Raw genomic sequence first — 20,981 nt, 5'->3', positions numbered from 1 at the left:
AGAGGCCGTGCAAAAGCATTGGCCTCTGTGTGATTACGCAGGAAGGAGGAGAACACATATGGGCAACGATCCCTGTAACAGGAAAGACTGCCCATTACACGGTGCGGCTGTTATGACGTATTTGATTTTTAAGGGAAAGGAGTAATAACAAATCCCGGTAAACCGGGTTTAACGTCAAAGGTGAGTAAGGACGTTAGAGAAAAGGCCAAATAGTTGCGTGAAAGTAAGCCCTGTATGGACATGAAAAGAGAAAACGGTTGAAAGCCCTTAGATGGACAGCAGGCGAAGTAGCAGGGGGAAGCCGATTGGCCTATCCACGATACGAAGTGATTTGTTCGTGGTGTTATGAAATATATCCTTAGCGCGGATACGCTGCGCTGCCGGCAGTCATTGCCTTTAGAGGTGAAAGTGGTAATGACAAGAAACCGGGTAAGAAGCTTTATCAACGAATATGGAACCGAAGGGGTTTACATCAGCTTTAGCGGGGGTAAAGACTCAACAATTCTCATGGATATCGTAAGAAGAGAAGACAGACGGATTCCTGCTGTTTTTGTAGATACCTGGATGGAATACCCGGGTATCCGGCAGTTTGTCAGGCGGCAGGAAAATATCACAGTGCTCAAACCTGTGATGCCGCTGAAAGAAATCATTATACGATACGGCTGGTGCTTTCCGAGTAAGGATGTGGCACAGACTATATGGTATGCAAGACAAGGAAAGCAGTGGGCGCTCAATAAGCTGAATGGTCTGGATTTGGAAGGAAAAAAATCACTCTATCGTCAGCAGTACATAAAATGGCTGCCGCTCTATGAATCAGATATTCTGATTTCGCCGTTTTGCTGTGATAAGCAGAAAGAGGAGCCTGTTGCCCTGTACGAAAAGCAGACCGGCAGGCATCCGATTCTGGCATTGATGGCGGAGGAATCTGCTAGAAGGAAAGAAGCGTATCTGAGGACGGGCTGCAACAGTTTTGAAAGCCGCCGTCCCATGAGCAGACCGATGGAATTTTGGCGGGAGCAGGATGTTCTTCAATATAAACTCCAAAATAGCATTGAATTGGCCGAACCCTATGGAGATGTTGTAGAGGCAGGACAAGTCCCAGGGCAAATGTGCTTTTTTCCATCTGGGGGAAAGCTGCAATGCACCGGGGAACAGCGAACTGGCTGTATGTTCTGCCCTGTGGGCTGCCATCTTACGGATTTTGGTAAATTCAAGAGGTTGAAAAAATTCAATCCCAGGCTGTACGATTACTGTATGGAGGAATTGGGAGAAAAGAGGCTGTTGGATTGGGTAGGAAAAAATTGTAGGAGAGAGCGAAAGTTTGCAGCTTAATGGTTCTTGATAATTAGAAAACTTCTTAGAAAACTGGAGGTACAAATTGAAAGAGAGAGTGGTTGCTTATGGGAGATTTGACTGCAAAAATGAAAAAGGGTATGCAGAACTACTGGCCGTGATTGAATATGAGAATGTCATGGGTAGTGATGCTAAAGGACAACTTATAAAAATCGGTGAGAGGGAGTATGGATGTTATGATGTCCTGAGTGAATCGGATTTTCAGAAAGGTCATTATTTCAGAAACCTGTCAGTACTGATTGATGATTCTATAACTTGTTATGGCAAATATTGTGGGTTCCGAATTTATGAGGTTCCCAGAGAAATCAGGAAGGATGGATAACAATATGAACTTTTATGAAACACAGATGGGAAAGAATTTTTTTGAGGTACAACTGCCCAGGCTGATTCAGGTTTTGGAAGATATTTCTGTATCCTTATCGCAAAAAACGGAATCAGTCACATTGCCGATAGCGATACCAGAAAATTTCCTTGAGGAATTCTATTATGGCAATTTGGAAATCGGAGCCTGTTCCGGAGAAACATGTTCAAATCATCATTTGAAAGAGATTATTTCTATACAAGATGAGTTGCAGGAACAGCTGACACCGGAGCAGTGGGCATTATTCCGAAAATGTATTACACTAATTGAAGATCAGAGCTTAGATGAGGCCAGCTATATGTTTCAGCATGGTTACCGTCTGGCCGTTAATTTAATTGTGGCTGGACTTAAGGAAACAAAGGAGAAAAATAAAGATGGAGAGACGATTTGAATTAAACAAGTACGGGAAAATTTATTCAATATCTTTGGAGGTAAATTCCTACATGGATGGAAATCTTGCCATCCAGATGTACAGTTGGGAAGACGGCTATCCGGAACCGTGGGATTTTCTTACGGTGAATCTGGAGGGGAAAAGAGAAAAAGACTGTGCATTTATTGATACCAATCATAATGGGCAGGAAATCCTTGTATGGATTATTCGTAATGGTCTTGCAGTCCCAGCTGGGAGATATGGGCGCAGCGGATATTGCAGTTATCCAGAATACCGATTTAAAGAAACTTTACTTCGGGAGATTGATCCGAAAGGGTATGAGGACTATATAGAATCGTCATCAGGAGCCGGAAAGTGAACTCAGGGAATGGAACTATGGGAAGCGGCAGAGATGCCGCTTCCTAAAATATTTTATATGACCTTGCATGCATTGAATCCGCATGTCCTATCTGATATAATAAAGATATTCTCTTAGAAGGGAGATTTGCTATGTATATTAAACGAAATGTCTATCAGCAGCTTATGGATTGGAAAAACGAATCCAGTAACAGCACTCTGGAAGTACGGGGAGCCAGACAGGTTGGTAAAACCTATATCATCAATAAGTTTGCAGACGAGAACTTCAAACATAAGATATATATTAACCTTTTTGAATTAAGTGGCAAACAGTTTTTGGAATGTTATAATCGGGCAACTGCATGGATGCCGGGAACACCCCGACCGGAGCACCCGCTTCATGATGCTTTCTGCCTTTACGATCAAAGCTTTGAAGATACTGATGATACCGTTATTATTATTGACGAAATACAGGAATCTGCTGACATATACAATCGGATAAGGGAGTTTACAAGGCAGTTTCAATGCCATTTTATTGTGACTGGCAGTTACCTTGGCCGGGTGTTGGAGCCGGAGTTCCGATTCTCCAGTGGCGATGTCACCAGCGTGACCATCTATACCCTGTCATTTGAAGAATATCTGGCAGCTGCAGACATCGAATTGTTTCGGATGTATCTTCTGATTGGCAATTCTGTGTTTGAAGATAAAAACTATTATGAGCAGTTGAAGCAGTTATACAATATTTATTGCCAGATTGGCGGTTATCCTGCCGTTGTGGAAAAATATCTTTCCAGCGGCTCGCTGGAAATTGCTACCAAAGAACTAAGGCGGATTATAGAAACTTTTTTAAATGAATCCATGCGTTATTTCACAGATATTTTGGATGTAAGTGTTTTTGCGGACATTTTTCTTAATATATGCCGGATACTTGCCAGAGAGAAAAAAGGGCTGGAACAAGATAGTATAGGGGAAGAATTACAGAAATTGGTTGTCAAAGACAGTACTAGCAATATATCCAAGGCAACAGTGGTCCGCGCCATTAATTGGTTGTATCATTCTGGCATAATCGGCTTCTGTGGTAAAATTGTAGAGCTTGATATTCTTGATTTTAAACCGGGAAGACGTTGCTATTTTATGGATTTAGGAATTGCGAATTTCTACATGACACAAGCTGGTCTTGACAAGGCTTCCATAAATGGGACGCTTAATGAAAATTATGTTTATATCAACCTGGTGAAAAGGCTGGATTTTCCACAACAGATTGCATTTGAGACACCAGCGTTTGCCACATATAAGAGTGGTGAAATCGACTTTTACGTACAAAGTCTGAAAGAGCGGACACGGTATGTTATTGAGGTAAAGTCTGGTAAGCAGACTGGAAATACAGCTAAAAAGGCGCTTTTTGACGGTAAGGCAGATTATCTTCTTTACCTGAAAGGCAATACCCATGGCGGTGTTGAGGGCAAAATAATTACCAGACCAATCTATACACTGGAACGATTTCATTTTTAACTGTAATAGGGTACATTAACACATCAATTAAATTACTTTACAAATGAACGGGTCGCCTTGAACATGCGGCCCGTTTGATATTATAGTGAACAAAACATGCGAGATGGGCAGAAGTGTATGGGACATATTAGAAAAGAAAGATTTGTGACTGACTTATCCAATGAAAACGAGGTGCTGGACTTTTGGACTCAATAAAATACTTCTTTAAAAAAATAGTTAATTATGTTAATATAGATGACAGTCCCTATTAAACAAGGACATATTTTTTGGAATTATACTACTCAAAAATGAAGCATTATACTTTTTAGAATACAATCTGATATAATACCTCAATTCTGTTTATGATAGTAATATAATATTACAGAATTGAGGTGTAGTCTACTTGCTAGATGAAAACTATGTTATAAATCGGATTGAAGAATTGTGCGAGAAACGTCAAATGACAAGATATAGGTTAGCGCAGGTATCGGGAATTGAGCAATCCACATTATCCAATCTTCTGAACAGAAAAAGTCTTCCTAACATTATTACATTATCAAAGATTTGTGATGGTTTTGGCATTACACTGTCTCAATTCTTTATGGAAGAGGATAAGATTGTAAATTTGTCAGAAGAACAGCGGCATGTGCTGGACACATGGCTTTCTTTAGCTGATGAGGAGAGGGTTCTTGTGAAAACTTATATACAGGGAATCAGACGGAAGTGAGAGGTACGGTCTAAAAAATATGGACCGACTCTCATTTTTATTGTCCTGGAGCCACTATGAAAAAGAAAATATGTTTTTTAGCCTATTTGTTAGTCTGTTGTCTGTTGTATGGCTGTCAAACAAAGGCCAGTTTATCTATAATTTCTGATGGAGAGGAATCTGCAAATGTTTCAAATGACTGTGCCTTGTGTGGAAAACGAGGGGACAGCCTTATGGGTTATTACCGACGATTTGATTCTATAGGTATAATTTGTCTCAATAAATGGGGTATCAGTGACAGCCAGGTGAGATGTTATGATGAAGATTCTGGAAAAGAAATTTTTGAACAGTCCGGCAACTCTACAATATTTACTTCTTATGGAGAAGGCGAATGTACGTTTATAATCCGAGGAATGCATGAGCGAGGGATTGCTGAAATTGATGTTAATTATGGAGAGAAAAGTGTAATTGACTGGGAGAGACTTTCAGAGCGTCTATGTTCCGAATGCCTAGAGAAGTTTGAAAATATGACAGGCAAAGAAGCTGATTTGGCAGATGGTCAATTCAAGGATGTATGTTTGGTGGACTTTAAAACTGGTGAAGTTTATTCTCTTGAAGATTGGCATACATGGTATATGATTCGGGATTACTATGTAATGATTGATTATGGGGATGATAACGCTCATATTACGATTTTTTATGCACCAGTGAGGAAAGAATAATTTTGGGTATGGTTAGAGGACATATATGTTTTATAGACACGACAAATGCTCGTATAATTAGTCTAATAGGATGAAGTATAATATTAAAAATCAGGTGCATGAATCTAGTGACGAAACGCTCTTCTTTTTGCGTGTAGCATATAGAGGTGTAGCTTATAGAGGTGTAGCTTATAGACTACAATAAGTGGTTACATTTCTTCTGAATATATGTTATAATTTGTCAAAATTGAGTCTTTGGAGAAGCGGTATGAATGAATATTTATTTAAAGATTTAACAACCGAAGAGAAGTTCAGCGTTCGTTTGAAAATTGCAACAAGAAAATACGATGTTTTTGATGGCTATATTATTGTAAGTATAAATCTGGGGGAACAAAAAGATGTGCATATTTTTGAAAAGGATATGTCAGAATTTTGTGGTGGAGAGTTTTCTGCTTGGGAACCAATTTATAAAAATATAGAGATACAGTTGCAGAGCGCTAATGATGGGCATTTCATTGAAACGTTAAAGCAATATAAGCATAATGGAGGTCAATCAGGTTCGCAATTAAAAAATAAATTATTTATTAAATATTATCACTTAGAGAAACCTGCTAATGTAGAGCGGGATGAAGTTGGAAGAAAATGGATAGATTATAATGCTCAATTAACATTAAATAATTATATTTATGATACGAGTGAGAATGGATGTGGGATTTGGGTAACAAATTCGGATTTTTTGTATAAGTCGATGGCGGCGGTTGACAGATATGGCAATAATATTATGATATTGTCTACAATAAAAGATTTAGAATATATTGTTACAGATAATGAAATTGTGGGTGATGGATTTGAAGTGAAATTTTATGGTTCACTAAATAGTGAGGATACATGGCATAATCTTTGGAAGCTGCTAGGAGATAAAATAGTTGAAGATATGCCACTAGATATTATACGTAAATTCAATGGAGCAGAAGTAATTCATGATGAATATATAACAAATAAGGAAAACATATGGATGGAAGAACGTAATAGAAACAATATGAAAAAATCAATACGTGATATCATCAAATCGCGTTTTAAATAGATTTAGTAAGGTATCTTTCGCTTTGTTGGGGAGTGGATATGAAACGATAAATTTTATTGAGCTTCCTGTAAAACGCAAGCTTAAGAAATTATAGGAAAGATGGTATATTAATGAAAAAAAGGTTTTGCAATCTTAGTTGTTATTCAAAGGTGATAATTATTCTTACCATTATATTAACAGTGGTTAATATAGTTCTTATCGTTAAAGGGAAGAGTATTGAGGCATCTTTGCAAGGGAGCACCGGCGTGGTTTTTGATCAAGCCAGTCAAACTGTTAGTGATTTTACAGACGAATATCCAACGCAAAGTAGTAGTGAGATGAAATCACTTATACCTTCGTTGAAAGATACTGCGTTTAAAATTATAACAATAGTGGTAACATTGATTCTCTTTGTAGTCGGAGGTTTAATTTGCAGATTTTTTATAGATCCAATAAAAAAGCTTGCTGTTGGTTTGTGGGAAATGGCATCAGCCGATGGCTGGGTTCCAATTCTAGCCACTATCTATGATGGCATAAGTTTATGCTTTTTAGCTAAGACTATCACGGATATATTATCAGTAATACATTAAAGAACATTCTATAGTTATCTAATTGCTCCCCGTCCAGGCTAACGTCTATAGCTTGAATGAGGGGCAATTGCAATTCTGTGATAGTTTTTAATCACGGCTGTTGCGGTTTCATATTTCATCTATTTAGTCCTATTTTTATTTCATACAATTCTAAATTCTTCCAAAATAATCCTATTTATTTAATGAAAGGCTTAAACGCCAACCGCACATTGACAACCAAATAATCAGTTGTCCTATAACGCAGGCAGGTTTTGAGCATACGAGAGATACGCCCAAACAGAAATGTTGCGAAAACTATCAAATCAAAATAGGTTCCGGCAGGAACCTGATGACTCATGGCGGCCCCATGAATCGTGCGATGATAAGACCTGTTGGAGACTTGTGGGGACTGCCGCTCACCGAATGAGGGGAGACGAGGCCGGCACGAAATATCCGGCTTGGTTTAAGCTGCTTTGCGGGCAGGTAGGGCAACTCCAGGTGCCGGGGGAGGAGAAAATACGGCACAATAAGATTTGCTTTGGAGAAAGTGATTACATTATAAATTCTAAAGAGGTGAAACTGTTGGAACAGGCGAGGAAAGACAGAAAAAAGTTTGTAAGATATCCGGAAGGAGCAGAAATATACTCCATGGGTATTCAATCCTTTATGAAAATAGCAAAAGAAGCCCATGCAGTATATAAGATTCGGAATATTGCATTAGTTAATACGGAGATTCTGGATGCTTATCTGGAAGCCTTTAGAGAATAGGGATGAAAAACGGTTATTGATGGTGATTTATAAATAATATTTAGTATAAATGCACTTGAACAATGAAGACACGAAAGACTATAATATAAGCATAGATTGTTAATCCTGATTGAGGAGGTGAGGAAAAGAAGAATATCGTAAGAAGACAGGAGATACAATCGAAAGTATGCTGAATAAAATGGAATTTTTGTCTCGTCATATGATAGTGAATAAATTGCCAGAAGTAACCTTGATTTTCCGAAAGAGGGGTATAAGCTAATGGCGAATTCGAGAAAAGATTCCAAGGGGCGCGTTTTACGTCCAGGTGAAAGTGAACGGAAAGATGGATATTATATCTATCAGTATAAAGATGTAAACAATATACGGAGGGTGATTTATAACCGTGATTTGGTAAAACTCCGTAAGCAGGAAGATAGCCTTACCAGAGATTTGCTCAATGGGATTGACATATATACAGGTGAGACTACCACGTTGAATGAGGCATTTGACCGCTATATTGCTGGAAAAAGCAATTTGAAGCAGTCTACCAGGACAAATTACAAATATATGTATGACAATTATGTAAGACCTACATTTGGAAACAGAAGGCTGGCGGATATCAAATACTCTGATGTAAAGACATTTTATCAGTATTTGATTGATAAAAAGAAATTTAAGCCTAACAGTATGGAGATAATCAATACGATTCTTCATCCTGTGTTTACAATGGCCCATAGGGATGGTATAATCAGAATCAATCCTTCAGACGGCATTATGAGTGAAATTAAAAAAAGTAATATCTGGGAAAAACCAAAAAGACATGCACTGACTTACGAGCAGCAGAAAGCGTTCATGAAGTATACAACGGAGAGTCCGATTTATAATCATTGGCTGCCACTGTTTGTCACGTTGTTGGGAACCGGCTGCCGTATTGGAGAGGTGATAGGGCTCCGGTGGGAGGATGTGGATTTTGAGGAACGTATTATTTCCATTAATCACAACCTTATCTACCGGATTCAGGATTCCGGGAAATGTGAGTTTCATATAACAACTCCGAAAACAAAGTCTGGTATTCGTACAATTCCAATGTTTGATGAAGTATATGAGGCTCTGCAGCAGGAAGAAGAGCAGCAAAAAGAAACCGGTTTTAATGAGGATGTGATTGACGGATATTCAGGCTTCATATTTACCAATCGCGAGCACCGTGTTCACAATCCCATGACAATTAACCGGGCAATCCGAAGGATTTATGAGGCTTACAATGCAGAGGAAAAGGAGCAGGCTAAAAAGGAAAAGCGGAAACCGATTCTAATTCCGCATTTTTCGTGTCACCATATGCGTCATACATTTTGCACCAGGTTCTGTGAAAATGAAACAAACATCAAAGTTATACAGGACATAATGGGGCACGCAGATGTTACTACAACGATGGACATCTACGCAGAAGCAACAGAAGTAAAAAAGCGTCAGAGTTTTAAAAATTTACAAGGTAAAGTATTAATTTCATAGGGAACAAAATGTCCATAGGATATCCTTTCAGGACATTATGATATACATCATTTCTACATCAAATTTTGCGTTTTACATCAAAATCACATCAAATTCTTGAAATGATATGTAATGGGGTGTAACGCAGAAACCTTGATTTTACAAGGAAAATCGAGCAATATGTAAGAGTGTGTAACGATGTGTAAAGGCTCAAAGTCTAATCCCCACCATGAAGACCATCGGCAACGGGGAGTCTTCCAAGAAGGCTGAAAAAACCGATGCCATTGCAGAACTGTCTGCAAAGACAGGGGAAACAGCTGCGCCCATTGATTTTTCCAAGGTTAAAATTGAGCCTCTGTTTGAGGAGATGGTGGATTTTGAAACCTTTGCAAAGTCCGATTACCGCGCTGTAAAGATCAAAGACTGTGTTGCAGTGCCTAAGAGCAAAAAGCTTCTTCAGTTTACATTGGATGACGGAAGCGGAACAGACCGCACGATCTTAAGCGGCATCCGTGAGTACTATGAGCCGGAACAGCTGATCGGAAAGACAGCCATCGCCATTGTAAATCTTCCTCCCAGGAAGATGATGGGAATTGATTCCTGCGGTATGCTCATTTCCGCAGTGCATGAGGAAGACGGACATGAGGGTCTGAATCTGCTGATGGTGGATGACCGGATACCCGCAGGCGCAAAGCTGTACTAGAGCGTGTTTGAAAATTCATTCCCGCCATCTGCCCTAAGGAATCCCCCAGGCTCTGCCCGGTACCCCTTAGGACAAAGCACGCCCCGCTTCGCGGCATACTTGGCCCCAATTCAGTCAGCGTAGCCTACTACGCCTCCTTCATCGGGGCCAAATCTCCCACAAAGTATAACGTACAGCTGTCAGACAGCAATTTTCAAACACACGCTAGTGCTCCATGGTTTCCGGTCTGATGAAGCACTAGACGTAAGAATATAGAAAACAGGTATCTGATGAAGGAGGACGGACGGTCCATCAGATGCCTGTTTTTGCGTATGCTAAAATAAAAAAAATCATCTTATTATTTACAAAATCATAAAAATTCATTTAAGGTGTCGCAAAACAGAAGAACTTGTGGTATACTAAATTGATATGTTATGAGATTCATAAGGAGTGCCTGTATGCTGAATGAAGAGAAGGTCAGATATATGACGCAGCTGGCCATATTTGAAAAAAGGGTGGGCAAAAAGATATTTCCCATTAACCGCTATTTTAAAAAGGATTATGTAGGCGGACAGATGTTCCGCTCATTTTTTGGGTATACCTTCTGTTATCTTTTGTTTCTTCTGATGTGGGTCCTCTACAAACTGGACGAGCTGCTCAATGAGATGAGCATTGATGAGATACTGGATGCCGCAAAAAAGTGGGGCGTTATCTATGCGGCGGGCCTTGTGCTTTACCTGATCGTCACCTGGATCGTGTACTCCAAGCGGTATGATTACGCGGCCCGGTCGCAGACCATGTACACCTCCAAGTTAAAGCACCTGATGAGGCGTTACGAGAAAGAAAGGCCCGAGAGAAAGAGGGATAACAGAGGAGGAAGAGCTCGATGACAAGTCTTCTGCTGTGGAAAGAGCATTTAAAAAGTTTTTACAACAGGTACAGTTACGCCGTACAGCCGGTGATCCGCTTCCTGTTCGCACTGTGTACGTTCTTAAGTCTGAATGCCAACATAGGCTATATGAATAAACTTAAGAATCCTCTGGTGGTGATCCTGGTGTGCCTGGTAAGCGCCCTGCTGCCATACGGAGCCATTGTGTTCCTGGCCGGCTGCCTGCTGGTGGCCCATGTATACGCGGTATCCCTGGAGATGGCCCTGATCACACTGGTCCTGATCCTGACGGTTGCCATTCTCTATTACGGCTTTAAGCCCGGGGACAGTTACCTGATCGTGCTTACACCCCTGGCATTTCTGTTTAAGATCCCCTATGCGGTTCCGCTGCTGGTGGGCTTGGGGGGAAGCCTGGCATCCGTCATCCCGGTTGGATGCGGCGTGTTCCTGTATTACCTTATCATGTATGTGAAACAGAACGCAGGCGTCCTGACCAATGACGCCGCGGTGGACATTGTACAAAAGTACAGTCAGATTTTAAAATCAGTGATTTTTAACCAGACCATGATGGTGATGATCGCTACCTGTGCGGTGGGCATTATCATTGTGTACCTGATCCGCAGGCTTTCCATGGACTATTCATGGATCGTGGCCATAGCAGCCGGTTCCGTTGCGGAGTTTCTGGTGATCTTTGTGGGAGATTTCGTCTTTGGGGTCACCGTTGCTGTGGGACAGCTGATTCTGGGCATACTATTGTCAGCCGTCATTGCGGCAGTATATAATTTCTTCATTTTTACAGTGGATTATACCAGGACGGAACATGTCCAGTTTGAGGACGATGATTATTATTATTATGTAAAAGCAGTGCCCAAGATGAATGTGAGCACACCTGATGTAAAGGTACAGAAAATAAGTACCAGAAAACGCAGCACAAGGGAGAGAAACGTGTATTAATGAAAAAGATTGAATGTAAGGAGGTGGGAACATGGCGGAAATGCTAGGACAGATGTCATCATGGCTGTCTTTGCTGCCAAGGATATCACTGGGAAATATACTGGAGATCGGGATTATTTCTTTTCTGGTTTACGAAATCCTGTTTTGGATTAAGAATACCAGGGCCTGGAACCTGTTAAAGGGTCTTGTGGTCATTCTGATATTTGTGGTATTTGCCGCCGTGCTGCACCTGACAACCATATTATGGATCATGGAAAATGCTGCAACCATTGCAGTCACCGCCCTGTTGGTCATCTTCCAGCCTGAGCTTAGGAAAGCCCTTGAGCAGCTGGGAAGCCACAATATTTTATCCAATATCCTGTCCTTTGATGAGGGCAAGGAAAGCCAGAACTTTAACGATAAGACCATCAACGAACTGGTAAGGGCAACCTTTGAGATGGCCAAGGTTAAGACCGGCGCCCTGATGGTGATCGAGAGAGGGTCCTCCTTAAAGGAGATCGAGAGGACGGGGATCGAGATCAACGGTCTGGTTACAAGCCAGCTTCTGATCAATATCTTCGAGCATAATACCCCGCTTCATGACGGGGCTGTTGTGATCCGCGGAAACCGTATCACTGCGGCAACCTGTTACCTGCCGCTCTCCGACAATATGACCATCAGCAAGGACCTGGGTACACGCCACAGGGCGGCGGTGGGCGTCAGCGAGGTGACGGACAGTGTGACAATCGTTGTCTCAGAGGAGACAGGAAGGGTGTCCGTGGCGGCGGAAGGTTACCTGACCAGGATCTCTGACGCGGAAGGTTTAAAAAATGTTCTTTCTTCCATCAAGGAGGAAAGTGTATCATTGAACCGTTTTAAATTATGGAAGGGAAGACTGAAGAATGGAAAAAAAGCTGTCTAATAACCTGGGGCTTAAGATACTTTCCGTTTTCCTGGCATTCTTTGTATGGCTGGCGGTGGTGAATATATCCAATCCGGAAAAACCCGGGTCTCAGGAAGTGACATTGGAAATCCTCAATGATGATGTTCTCGAAGCTAGCGGTAAGACATATGAATTGATGGGGGACAGAAGTACGGTTACCATCAGCTATAAAGTCAGGACACTGGACAGTGCCAATATAAAACCCACCGATTTCCGGGCCTACATTGACCTGGCTGATATGTATGAACCCACAGGCGCCGTACCGGTAAAAGTGGAAGTAAAGAACAATAAGGTGCAGTCGGTGGTTGCCAAGCCCAGTGTGATCAGGGTGGATACGGAGGATCTGCAGAGAAAGCCGTTTGATCTGGAGGTCAAGGTAGAGGGTGAGCCTGAAAGCGGTTATGACATCGGCATACCTACCATTTCCCCCACCTATGTGTATGTGAGCGGTCCTGTATCCGTGGTGGGCCGTATCAGTACAGTGGGAATCAGGATCAAGGCGGAAGGAGCCAACAGCGACCTTTCCGGCACGGAACAGGTGCGCTGCTTTGACGCAAACGACAATGAGCTTACCCAGTTGGACGACAGGGTCACCTTCAGCCGTTCCGAGATTGACTATACCCTGCCCATCCTTAAGAAAAAGAACCTGACCCTGATCTTTGAGACAGAGGGAAAGGTAGCCGAGGGCTATCGGTATACCGGAATTGAGAGCAGCAGTAATTCCGTGGAGGTAAATGGCCTTAAATCTGATCTGGCGGGAGCGAATTCTGTCACCATACCAAAGACAGAGCTTAATATGGACGGAGCCACAGGCGACAAGGAAGTTACGATCGACCTGAATAAGTATCTTCCGGAGGGGGTTACGCTGGCTGATCCGGACAGCAATGAGATCAAGGTTGTGATCAAGGTGGAGGCGCTGGAAAACAGAACCTATGAACTTCCTGTGAGCCAGATCCAACAGGTGGGGGCGTCCGGCCAGTATGAATATGAGTATGACAGGGATTCGGTCAATGTCATCATCCGGGGCCTGAAGGAGGACCTGGACCAGCTGACGCCTGCCGATATACAGGCAGAGATGGATGTGAGCGGCATGGAACCCGGTATCCACACAGGCGTTGTTTCCTTTGTATTGGGAGACGCCTATGAACTCATGAGCAGCAACAACATCCAGGTAACGGTCACGGAAAAGGGGCCTTCCGGGACAGGGGAAACCACCCAGGGGGAAAGCCAGCCGGAAACAGAAGATGAGGACTCCCCAAAGGAGACAACAGGGGCTTAAGACATGGGGGAAACATAGTAAGCCCATGGGCAGTATCAGAATAAAGCGGCGCTGCACAAAGAGGTGCGGCGTACAAGGAGAGAGGTAACATGGTAAGTGCATCAACAGTTATAAAGAATCCGTCCGGTCTGCATCTGAGACCGGCAGGTATCCTCTGCAAGGAGGCGCTGCTCTATAAATCAAAGATATCTTTTAAGATACGCACCACCACGGCCAATGCCAAAAGCGTCCTCAGTGTGCTTGGCGCCTGTGTGAAGTCTGGAGACGAGATCACATTCGTCTGCGAGGGACCAGATGAGAAGGAAGCATTGGCAGCCATGGTGAAGATTGTGGAGGACGGATTAGGAGAGTAAGGCGCAGCCTGAGGAAAACGACCGCTATCTGATCTTCCGAAGGCTGTGAGTATAAATGAATGTTAATAAGGAGGTACAAGAGTATGTACAAGGGAACAAGCGCTTCTGCAGGAATTGGTATTGGAAAAGCTGTAATTGTGGAAGAAGCTGAGCTGGTGATCACCAGACAGCCGGTGAGTGATGGAGAAGCTGAGGTAGAGCGTTTTAAGGGAGCGCTGGAGCAGACCATTCAGGATACGGAGCGTCTGGCTGAAGATCTGGCCACCAGAGTGGGGGAGAAGGAAGCTGAGATCATGCAGGGGCATATGATGCTGCTGGCAGATCCCATGCTTACAGGTGAGATTGAGAATTCCATTAAGAACGATGGGGTAAACAGTGAATTTGCCATTGAGAACGTGTGCAATATGTATGCGGACATGTTCGCTTCCATGGGAGATGAGCTGATGCAGCAGAGGGCAACGGACATGCGCGACATCAAGACACGTATGCAGAGGACCCTGATGGGGATCCAGTCCGTGGATATCTCCAAACTGGCAGAGGGGAGCATCATTGTTGCAAAGGATCTGACTCCCTCCATGACAGCAGGCATTAATCCGGCCAATGTGACCGGTATCGTCACAGAACTGGGGGGCAGGACCTCCCACAGCGCCATTCTTGCAAGGGCGCTGGAGATACCCGCAGTGGTAGCCGTAACAGGCTTTATGGACAGTGTTAAGGACGGGGATGCCATTGTTCTGGACGGCAGCACCGGCGAGGTACATGTAAACCCGGAAGACTCTGTTAAGAGTGAATATGAGGTTAAGCGGGAAGCGTTCCTAAAGGAGAAAAAAGAGCTGGAGCAGTATATCGGAAAGGCTTCCGTGACAAAGGACAACGTGCAGGTGGAGATCGTGGCCAATATCGGCAAGCCTGAGGATACGGACAAGGTTCTCCAGTATGACGGAGAGGGGATCGGTCTGTTCCGCACCGAGTTCCTGTTCATGGACCGGACTGCCATGCCCACAGAGGAAGAACAGTTTGAGGCATATAAACAGGTTGCTTCCGCCATGAAGGGCAAGCCGGTGATTATCCGTACCCTGGATATCGGAGGAGACAAGGAAATCCCTTACATGGGCCTGGAAAAGGACGAGAACCCATTCCTGGGCTACAGGGCGATCCGTTTCTGCCTGGACCGCAGGGAGGACATCTACAAGCCGCAGCTGCGTGCACTGCTGCGCGCCAGCGCGTTCGGCAACATCAGGATCATGGTTCCCCTGGTAACCTGCATCGAGGAGCTGCGTGAGGCAAAGGCCCTGGTGGAAGAGGTTAAGAAGGAACTGGACGGCCGGAACATTGCGTATAATAAGGACATTCAGGTAGGTATCATGGTGGAGACCGCGGCTGCATCCCTGATTGCAGATATCTTTGCAAAGGAAGCGGATTTCTTCAGCATCGGCACCAATGACCTGACCCAGTATACCATGTCTGTGGACCGGGGCAATAAGAAGGTGTCCTACCTGTATTCCACATTTAATCCGGCTGTGTTAAGAAGCATCCGCCATATCATTGCCTCCGGGCGTGAGGCCGGCATCATGGTAGGCATGTGCGGCGAGGCTGCCAGCGACCCAATGATGATTCCGCTGCTTCTGGCATTTGGATTAAATGAATTCAGTATGAGCGCATCCGCTATGCTGAAGGCCAGAAAGATGGTTACAGAATACGACACCCGGGAGCTGAAGGCAGTGGCGGACAAGGCCATGAGCTTTGACACAGCGGCTGAGGTGGAGCAGTACATGAGAGAATTTGTGGAGAATGGAACAGTATAATGCTAGTTTATTTTGTTTGTTATGTTATAAGTTTCATATTGGCCCGGCAGCATTTTTACATGCTGTCTGGGCTGGTTTTAATTACAGCAGCCCTTTGGCTGTACTACAGGGATTACGCGGCCAGCAGGAATGTCATTCATCTGCGGGGCTTGTTCTGCCTGTTTTTTGTGGGAGGACAGGGGATTTCCTGCTTTAAGCTGAGCCGCCTTCAGGGGGATTGGAGCATAGAGACCTGGATCTGTCTGGGACTGGCGGTGGCCGCGTTCTGGGCGGTGTTTGAGGTGCTTACCAGGCTGTTTGACGGCTGGAGTGCAGATGACATGGAATCCGTGTACCGCTTTTACGCCTCCGCCGAATCGCCTTTCCAGGCCAAACGGCTTTTACATTCCATGGCCGGGCTGGTAGCCGTGTCCTATGCCGCCTTTTTCTTTGAAGCCTGGAAGCTGGGATTTGTGCCCTTGTTTTCCTATGGGGTCCCCCATGCATATTCCTATTTTCATGTGAGCGGGGTCCATTACTTTACAGTGTCATGCGTGCTGGTCCCCAGCCTGTTTGTGGTGTACAGCCTTATGGTTTCCAGAAGGGGGAGAGGGCTGTCCAGGGACAGGGGCTTCTGGCTGGGAGCGGTCTGCGTGGTTCTGGCTCTGGCAGTGCCTGTGCTGTGTGTGTCCAGGTTCCAGCTGATCCTGGCAGTGGGCATGGCTGCATTTACCTATATATCCATGGCCGGAAACATCAGGCCCGGATATGTGGTGATCTTGTTTGGGTGCATGGTGCCGGCCTATCTGGCGCTCACCGTGATGCGCAGCCACAGCGTGGAATACCTCAATGGCATTTTTGAGATGAAGAACAGCCATATGCCCATCTTTGTCACCCAGCCCTATATGTATATTGCCAATAACTATGATAATTTCAACTGTCTGGTGGAGCAGCTGCCCTCCCATACCCTGGGACTGCGTATGCTGTTTCCGGTGTGGGCATTGACAGGGCTTAAATTCCTTGTGCCTTCACTGGTTAATTTTCCTTTGTTTGTAACAAAAAAGGAGTTGACCACCCTCACACTGTTTTACGATGCCTATTATGATTTCGGCGTGATTGGAATGATGCTTCTGGGAGCCCTTTTGGGAGCGGCATGTTATTACCTGGTGAAGGCCAGGAGGAACCTGCGGTGTCCGGCAGGCCATGTGTTTTATGCCCAGATCGCCATGTACATGATGCTGTCCTTTTTTACCACATGGTTTTCCAATCCGGCCACATGGTTTTATCTGGTGGTCACAGGCATTATTTACATTTATGTAAGGTCATAAAAATAACCGGACTATAAGAAGTATAAAAAATATATAAAATATTATTGACTTTTATCTTAAGATTTGTTATTATGCTGTTAGTGAAGTAAATCTTTGGAAGTCAATTGAATAATTAATAAGGATTGTTACTGTTCGGCAGGCAAAACCAGGTTTGTTAAGGGGATGATTGATATACGCATTTTTGCGGATATCTCTTTAGCAAAGTTGGTTTTTTTGTTTTAATCAGGAGCAATTATGAAAATATCGAAGATAATCAATAATAATGTTGTGAGTACCTGGGACGATGAAGGCAGGGAAATCATCGTCATGGGGAGAGGCGTTGGTTTTAAGGCCAGGGAAGGCAGTTCCATTGATGATGAAAAGGTGGAGAAGGTATTCCGCCTGGACAGCCAGAATACCATGGATAAGTTTAAGGAACTGCTCGTAAACCTGCCCATGGAACATGTACAGATATCGGCTGAGATCATCAGCTATGCAAAAGGGGTGCTGAACCGCCCCATTAATCCAAATGTGTATATCACCCTTACGGATCATATAAATTTTGCACTGGAGCGTTTTAAACAGAAGATGATGTTTACCAACCCGCTGATCAGGGAGGTGCGCAGCTTTTACCATGAGGAATACCTCATAGGCGAGTATGCCATTGCCATGATCGACCGGGATCTGGGGATTAAGCTGCCGGTGGATGAGGCGGCTTCCATTGCCCTCCACATTGTCAATGCGGAATATGATGCGCCCATGGGTGATACAATAAAGATCACCAACCTGATCCAGCAGGTATCAGAGGTGGTGGAGGAGTATTTTAATATAAAGCTGGATGAACAGTCTTTAAGTTATGAGCGGTTCATTACACACCTGCGTTTTCTGGCACAGCGGGTATTTACAGGGGAGCATATGGATCTGGATAATCTGGAGTTCCAGAAAGTGATCGACAGGTTATATCCGGAAGAATATGTCTGCAGCCAGAAGGTACGGGAGCTGATCAAGAGGCAGTATGGGCATCAGGTCACAGAGGAAGAAGTAGCGTACCTGGCCCTGCACATCAAGCGTATCAGAACAAAGTAACAGTCGGGTCCCGCCAAGCGGGGCATAAGAAAGGAGTAATAAGGATGTTTGGTTCACTTAAAAAACTGTTTGGGGGAGAAGAACAGGCGGAAAAGATCATTGCAGCGCCGGTGAGCGGAAAAGCCGTTCCCATGAGCGAGGTAAGCGATCCCACCTTCAGCCAGGAGATCCTGGGAAAAGGGGCGGCGATCATCCCTTCCGAGGGGAAAATCGTGGCGCCGGCCGATGGCCTGGTTACCATGGTATTTGATACAAAGCATGCCCTGAGCGTGCAGACGGAGAGCGGCGCTGAGCTGATCATCCATATCGGTCTGGACACGGTCCAGTTAAAGGGACAGTACTTTGAGGCACATGTAAAGGCCGGGGACAAGGTAAAAAAGGGAGACCTGCTTCTGGAATTTGACATGGATAAGATCAAAGAAGCGGGATATGATGTAATTACGCCTGTTATCGTATGCAATACTCCTGAGTTCCCAAAGATGGAATGTCTCAGCGGTATGGATGTAAAAGCAGGTGAGACCACGATCATTAAGCTGTAATTAAAGGTGGGGATGAGTTGATAGAGCGCAGCTTTATCTTAAAGGATGAGATGGGGCTTCATGCAAGGCCGGCCGCAATACTCATGATGAAAATGCTTCAGGTCCAGTCCACCGTGGAACTTTTGTGCAACGGAAACAGGGCGGACGGCAAGGACGTCATGAGTATCATGGCCATGAACACGGTGGCGGGAGATGAAGTGGTTTTCCGCATAGACGGACCGGATGAGGCCGAGGCCATGAAGGCGGTGGAATCTGTCCTGGCCGGATAAGAGCCGGGATAGGGAGAAAAATGATTTAAACCTGATTCCAGGTTTAGATAAAACAGTCATGAACAAGTAAATCAGAGTTTTCCTATAGAAATTATATGATAGGAGAGCTCAAAATAAGAAAGGGGATTTATGTTATGATGAAATGGCTACAGAAACTAGGTAAATCTTTAATGCTTCCAGTTGCCGTATTACCGGTTGCAGGCATTCTGTCCGGTATTGGTTACTGGCTCTGCCCGGCTGTTATGCAGGGCGGTGAGATTACAGGCGCAATCCCGATGATTGGATATTTTCTGACGCAGGCAGCGCTGGCTTTGATTGATGGCGCAATTATCGCGCTTTTGTTTGCAGTAGGCGTAGCGGTCGGCATGTCGGATGACCATGACGGTACAGCGGGTCTGGCCGGTCTTGTATCCTGGCTGATGATTACCCACCTGCTCTCACCGGGAGTTGTTCAGACATTGGCCGGTATTGCACCGGACAGCATTCAGGGTATGGCTTTCGCTAAGATCCAGAACGCCTTGATTGGTATCATTGCCGGTGTGATCGGCGCTACCTGCTACAATAAGTTTAAGAATACAAGGCTGCCGGACTGGCTGGCGTTCTTTTCAGGCAAGCGTTGCGTTGCAATTGTTACGGCTCTGTTTTCCGTCATCGCAGCTGCAATTTTGTTGTTTGTATGGCCAATCGTTTTCGGCGGGCTTACCACTTTGGGACAGTCAATCGCAAAAATGGGAGCAGTAGGCGCGGGTATCTATGCATTCTTAAACCGTTTGCTGATTCCGTTCGGCTTACATCACGCCTTAAACAATGTATTCTGGTTTGATACCATTGGCCTTGGCGATTTGTCCCATTTCTGGGCTGGGGATACGTCTGCTAACGTAAGCTGGAGCCTGGGCATGTATATGTCAGGATTCTTCCCATGTATGATGTTCGGTGTTCCAGGCGCCGCATTGGCGATTGTTCACTGTGCAAAAGATAATAAAAAGAAAATCGCTATCGGCCTTGTGGCTTCCGCAGCTCTCTGTGCATTTATCTGCGGCGTAACAGAACCATTTGAATTTGGATTTATGTTCCTTGCACCTGTATTGTATGTGGTATATGCTGTACTGTACGGCATTTTCACCTACATCACCGTGCTGCTTGGCTTCCGTGCCGGCTTTTCATTTTCAGCAGGCGCAACCGATCTTCTGTTCTCAGCATCGCTTCCGGCTGCTGCGAAAACCTGGTTGATCATTCCGTTAGGAATTGCTGCTTTTATCGTATTCTATGTGGTATTCCGCTTTATGATTACGAAGTTTAACTTAAAGACCCCGGGCCGTGAGGAGGATGACGATCTGGATGAGACAGTTGTAAAGCTTGCCAATAATGACTACACACAGGTGGCCAAAATTGTTCTGGAAGGTCTTGGCGGCAAAGAAAATGTTACAAGTGTGGATAACTGTATTACCAGGCTGAGGCTGGAGATCAAGGATTACACACAGGTGGATGAGAAAAAGATCAAATCCGCCGGTATTGCCGGAGTTATCCGCCCAAGCAAGACCAGCGTACAGGTGATCGTGGGTACGCAGGTACAGTTTGTGGCAGATGAGTTTAAGAAGCTGATGAAGTAACAGAGAAACGTTATCATAAAAAGTTTCCGGACAGGGGGACGGCTGAGGCCGTCCTCTTTTCTGTGTGACGGGTATACGTTCCTTATATGGCGGATTTGAAT

23 protein-coding genes and 1 pseudogene are annotated in these 20,981 nt (G+C 44.4%); all 24 read left to right on the top strand.

What is annotated here, in order from left to right:
• Nucleotides 1–414: 414 nt before the first annotated feature.
• Complete coding sequence (locus HMPREF9469_RS01085; RefSeq protein WP_117632740.1) at nucleotides 415–1,332, top strand: phosphoadenosine phosphosulfate reductase domain-containing protein; 918 nt, start codon at nucleotides 415–417, stop codon at nucleotides 1,330–1,332.
• 46 nt (nucleotides 1,333–1,378) lie between these two features.
• Nucleotides 1,379–1,675, top strand: coding sequence for a hypothetical protein (locus HMPREF9469_RS01080; RefSeq protein WP_007858302.1), 297 nt, complete (start codon nucleotides 1,379–1,381; stop codon nucleotides 1,673–1,675).
• A 4-nt stretch (nucleotides 1,676–1,679) separates the two neighbouring features.
• The gene (locus HMPREF9469_RS01075) at nucleotides 1,680–2,105 is read left to right on the top strand and encodes a DUF6809 family protein (RefSeq protein ID WP_007858301.1); all 426 of its coding nucleotides are present in this window, start codon (nucleotides 1,680–1,682) and stop codon (nucleotides 2,103–2,105) included.
• Nucleotides 2,089–2,463, top strand: coding sequence for a DUF4313 domain-containing protein (locus HMPREF9469_RS01070; RefSeq protein WP_007858299.1), 375 nt, complete (start codon nucleotides 2,089–2,091; stop codon nucleotides 2,461–2,463). The genes HMPREF9469_RS01075 and HMPREF9469_RS01070 overlap by 17 nt, the downstream gene beginning before the upstream one ends.
• Nucleotides 2,464–2,594: 131 nt before the next feature.
• Complete coding sequence (locus HMPREF9469_RS01065; RefSeq protein WP_007858298.1) at nucleotides 2,595–3,953, top strand: ATP-binding protein; 1,359 nt, start codon at nucleotides 2,595–2,597, stop codon at nucleotides 3,951–3,953.
• A gap of 382 nt (nucleotides 3,954–4,335) precedes the next feature.
• Nucleotides 4,336–4,659, top strand: a complete 324-nt coding sequence (locus tag HMPREF9469_RS01060) for a helix-turn-helix domain-containing protein (RefSeq protein WP_007858297.1) — start codon at nucleotides 4,336–4,338, stop codon at nucleotides 4,657–4,659.
• A gap of 56 nt (nucleotides 4,660–4,715) precedes the next feature.
• The gene (locus HMPREF9469_RS01055; protein ID WP_007858296.1) at nucleotides 4,716–5,360 is read left to right on the top strand and encodes a hypothetical protein; all 645 of its coding nucleotides are present in this window, start codon (nucleotides 4,716–4,718) and stop codon (nucleotides 5,358–5,360) included.
• A gap of 247 nt (nucleotides 5,361–5,607) precedes the next feature.
• Complete coding sequence (locus HMPREF9469_RS01050; protein WP_007858295.1) at nucleotides 5,608–6,423, top strand: hypothetical protein; 816 nt, start codon at nucleotides 5,608–5,610, stop codon at nucleotides 6,421–6,423.
• A gap of 110 nt (nucleotides 6,424–6,533) precedes the next feature.
• On the top strand, nucleotides 6,534–6,992 hold the full coding sequence (locus HMPREF9469_RS01045) for a hypothetical protein (RefSeq protein WP_007858294.1): 459 nt from the start codon (nucleotides 6,534–6,536) through the stop codon (nucleotides 6,990–6,992).
• 402 nt (nucleotides 6,993–7,394) lie between these two features.
• Nucleotides 7,395–7,739: a DUF6462 family protein gene (locus HMPREF9469_RS34005; RefSeq protein WP_007858293.1), complete on the top strand. Its 345-nt coding sequence runs from the start codon at nucleotides 7,395–7,397 to the stop codon at nucleotides 7,737–7,739.
• A 258-nt stretch (nucleotides 7,740–7,997) separates the two neighbouring features.
• A complete protein-coding gene (locus HMPREF9469_RS01035; RefSeq protein ID WP_007858292.1) occupies nucleotides 7,998–9,227 on the top strand; it encodes a tyrosine-type recombinase/integrase in 1,230 nt (409 codons plus the stop codon).
• A 196-nt stretch (nucleotides 9,228–9,423) separates the two neighbouring features.
• Nucleotides 9,424–9,909: pseudogene (locus HMPREF9469_RS01030) on the top strand (lysine--tRNA ligase); the annotation flags it as partial.
• A 17-nt stretch (nucleotides 9,910–9,926) separates the two neighbouring features.
• Entirely contained in the window at nucleotides 9,927–10,139 is a 213-nt protein-coding gene (locus HMPREF9469_RS33675) for a DUF6783 domain-containing protein (protein ID WP_322746747.1), read from the top strand.
• A 207-nt stretch (nucleotides 10,140–10,346) separates the two neighbouring features.
• Nucleotides 10,347–10,778, top strand: a complete 432-nt coding sequence (locus HMPREF9469_RS01025) for a hypothetical protein (RefSeq protein WP_007858290.1) — start codon at nucleotides 10,347–10,349, stop codon at nucleotides 10,776–10,778.
• Nucleotides 10,775–11,731: a hypothetical protein gene (locus tag HMPREF9469_RS01020; RefSeq protein WP_007858289.1), complete on the top strand. Its 957-nt coding sequence runs from the start codon at nucleotides 10,775–10,777 to the stop codon at nucleotides 11,729–11,731. Before HMPREF9469_RS01025 ends, HMPREF9469_RS01020 begins: the two co-directional genes overlap by 4 nt.
• A 31-nt stretch (nucleotides 11,732–11,762) precedes the next feature.
• Nucleotides 11,763–12,632 (top strand): diadenylate cyclase CdaA, encoded by an 870-nt coding sequence (gene cdaA, locus HMPREF9469_RS01015; RefSeq protein ID WP_007858288.1) that lies wholly within the window; start codon nucleotides 11,763–11,765, stop codon nucleotides 12,630–12,632.
• Nucleotides 12,613–13,932, top strand: a complete 1,320-nt coding sequence (locus HMPREF9469_RS01010) for a CdaR family protein (protein WP_007858287.1) — start codon at nucleotides 12,613–12,615, stop codon at nucleotides 13,930–13,932. Before cdaA ends, HMPREF9469_RS01010 begins: the two co-directional genes overlap by 20 nt.
• Nucleotides 13,933–14,021: 89 nt before the next feature.
• Entirely contained in the window at nucleotides 14,022–14,285 is a 264-nt protein-coding gene (locus HMPREF9469_RS01005) for an HPr family phosphocarrier protein (RefSeq protein ID WP_007858286.1), read from the top strand.
• Between the two features lie 83 nt (nucleotides 14,286–14,368).
• Nucleotides 14,369–16,090: a phosphoenolpyruvate--protein phosphotransferase gene (gene ptsP, locus HMPREF9469_RS01000; protein WP_007858270.1), complete on the top strand. Its 1,722-nt coding sequence runs from the start codon at nucleotides 14,369–14,371 to the stop codon at nucleotides 16,088–16,090.
• Nucleotides 16,090–17,397, top strand: coding sequence for an O-antigen polymerase (locus tag HMPREF9469_RS00995; protein ID WP_007858268.1), 1,308 nt, complete (start codon nucleotides 16,090–16,092; stop codon nucleotides 17,395–17,397). The genes ptsP and HMPREF9469_RS00995 overlap by 1 nt, the downstream gene beginning before the upstream one ends.
• A 234-nt stretch (nucleotides 17,398–17,631) precedes the next feature.
• Complete coding sequence (licT, locus tag HMPREF9469_RS00990; protein ID WP_007858261.1) at nucleotides 17,632–18,462, top strand: BglG family transcription antiterminator LicT; 831 nt, start codon at nucleotides 17,632–17,634, stop codon at nucleotides 18,460–18,462.
• Nucleotides 18,463–18,506: 44 nt separating this feature from the next.
• Nucleotides 18,507–19,001, top strand: coding sequence for a PTS sugar transporter subunit IIA (locus HMPREF9469_RS00985; protein WP_007858260.1), 495 nt, complete (start codon nucleotides 18,507–18,509; stop codon nucleotides 18,999–19,001).
• Nucleotides 19,002–19,018: 17 nt separating this feature from the next.
• A complete protein-coding gene (locus tag HMPREF9469_RS00980) occupies nucleotides 19,019–19,270 on the top strand; it encodes an HPr family phosphocarrier protein (protein WP_007858259.1) in 252 nt (83 codons plus the stop codon).
• 134 nt (nucleotides 19,271–19,404) lie between these two features.
• Nucleotides 19,405–20,880, top strand: a complete 1,476-nt coding sequence (locus HMPREF9469_RS00975) for a PTS transporter subunit EIIC (RefSeq protein ID WP_007858258.1) — start codon at nucleotides 19,405–19,407, stop codon at nucleotides 20,878–20,880.
• Nucleotides 20,881–20,981: the final 101 nt, after the last annotated feature.

It is taken from the genome of [Clostridium] citroniae WAL-17108 (assembly GCF_000233455.1).
GTDB lineage: Bacteria > Bacillota > Clostridia > Lachnospirales > Lachnospiraceae > Enterocloster > Enterocloster citroniae.
This window is presented reverse-complemented; position numbering and strand designations above follow the sequence as displayed.

Coding starts and splice junctions, on each gene's coding strand:
- ptsP (WP_007858270.1), top strand. CDS start 14,369: ATGTACAAGGGAACAAGCGCTTCTGCAGGAATTGGTATTGGAAAAGCT.
- HMPREF9469_RS01050 (WP_007858295.1), top strand. CDS start 5,608: ATGAATGAATATTTATTTAAAGATTTAACAACCGAAGAGAAGTTCAGC.
- licT (WP_007858261.1), top strand. CDS start 17,632: ATGAAAATATCGAAGATAATCAATAATAATGTTGTGAGTACCTGGGAC.
- HMPREF9469_RS01075 (WP_007858301.1), top strand. CDS start 1,680: ATGAACTTTTATGAAACACAGATGGGAAAGAATTTTTTTGAGGTACAA.
- HMPREF9469_RS00985 (WP_007858260.1), top strand. CDS start 18,507: ATGTTTGGTTCACTTAAAAAACTGTTTGGGGGAGAAGAACAGGCGGAA.
- HMPREF9469_RS34005 (WP_007858293.1), top strand. CDS start 7,395: ATGAGGGGAGACGAGGCCGGCACGAAATATCCGGCTTGGTTTAAGCTG.
- HMPREF9469_RS01020 (WP_007858289.1), top strand. CDS start 10,775: ATGACAAGTCTTCTGCTGTGGAAAGAGCATTTAAAAAGTTTTTACAAC.
- cdaA (WP_007858288.1), top strand. CDS start 11,763: ATGGCGGAAATGCTAGGACAGATGTCATCATGGCTGTCTTTGCTGCCA.
- HMPREF9469_RS01005 (WP_007858286.1), top strand. CDS start 14,022: ATGGTAAGTGCATCAACAGTTATAAAGAATCCGTCCGGTCTGCATCTG.
- HMPREF9469_RS01055 (WP_007858296.1), top strand. CDS start 4,716: ATGAAAAAGAAAATATGTTTTTTAGCCTATTTGTTAGTCTGTTGTCTG.
- HMPREF9469_RS00995 (WP_007858268.1), top strand. CDS start 16,090: ATGCTAGTTTATTTTGTTTGTTATGTTATAAGTTTCATATTGGCCCGG.
- HMPREF9469_RS01065 (WP_007858298.1), top strand. CDS start 2,595: ATGTATATTAAACGAAATGTCTATCAGCAGCTTATGGATTGGAAAAAC.
- HMPREF9469_RS00975 (WP_007858258.1), top strand. CDS start 19,405: ATGATGAAATGGCTACAGAAACTAGGTAAATCTTTAATGCTTCCAGTT.
- HMPREF9469_RS01035 (WP_007858292.1), top strand. CDS start 7,998: ATGGCGAATTCGAGAAAAGATTCCAAGGGGCGCGTTTTACGTCCAGGT.
- HMPREF9469_RS01010 (WP_007858287.1), top strand. CDS start 12,613: ATGGAAAAAAAGCTGTCTAATAACCTGGGGCTTAAGATACTTTCCGTT.
- HMPREF9469_RS01025 (WP_007858290.1), top strand. CDS start 10,347: ATGCTGAATGAAGAGAAGGTCAGATATATGACGCAGCTGGCCATATTT.
- HMPREF9469_RS01045 (WP_007858294.1), top strand. CDS start 6,534: ATGAAAAAAAGGTTTTGCAATCTTAGTTGTTATTCAAAGGTGATAATT.
- HMPREF9469_RS01070 (WP_007858299.1), top strand. CDS start 2,089: ATGGAGAGACGATTTGAATTAAACAAGTACGGGAAAATTTATTCAATA.
- HMPREF9469_RS01085 (WP_117632740.1), top strand. CDS start 415: ATGACAAGAAACCGGGTAAGAAGCTTTATCAACGAATATGGAACCGAA.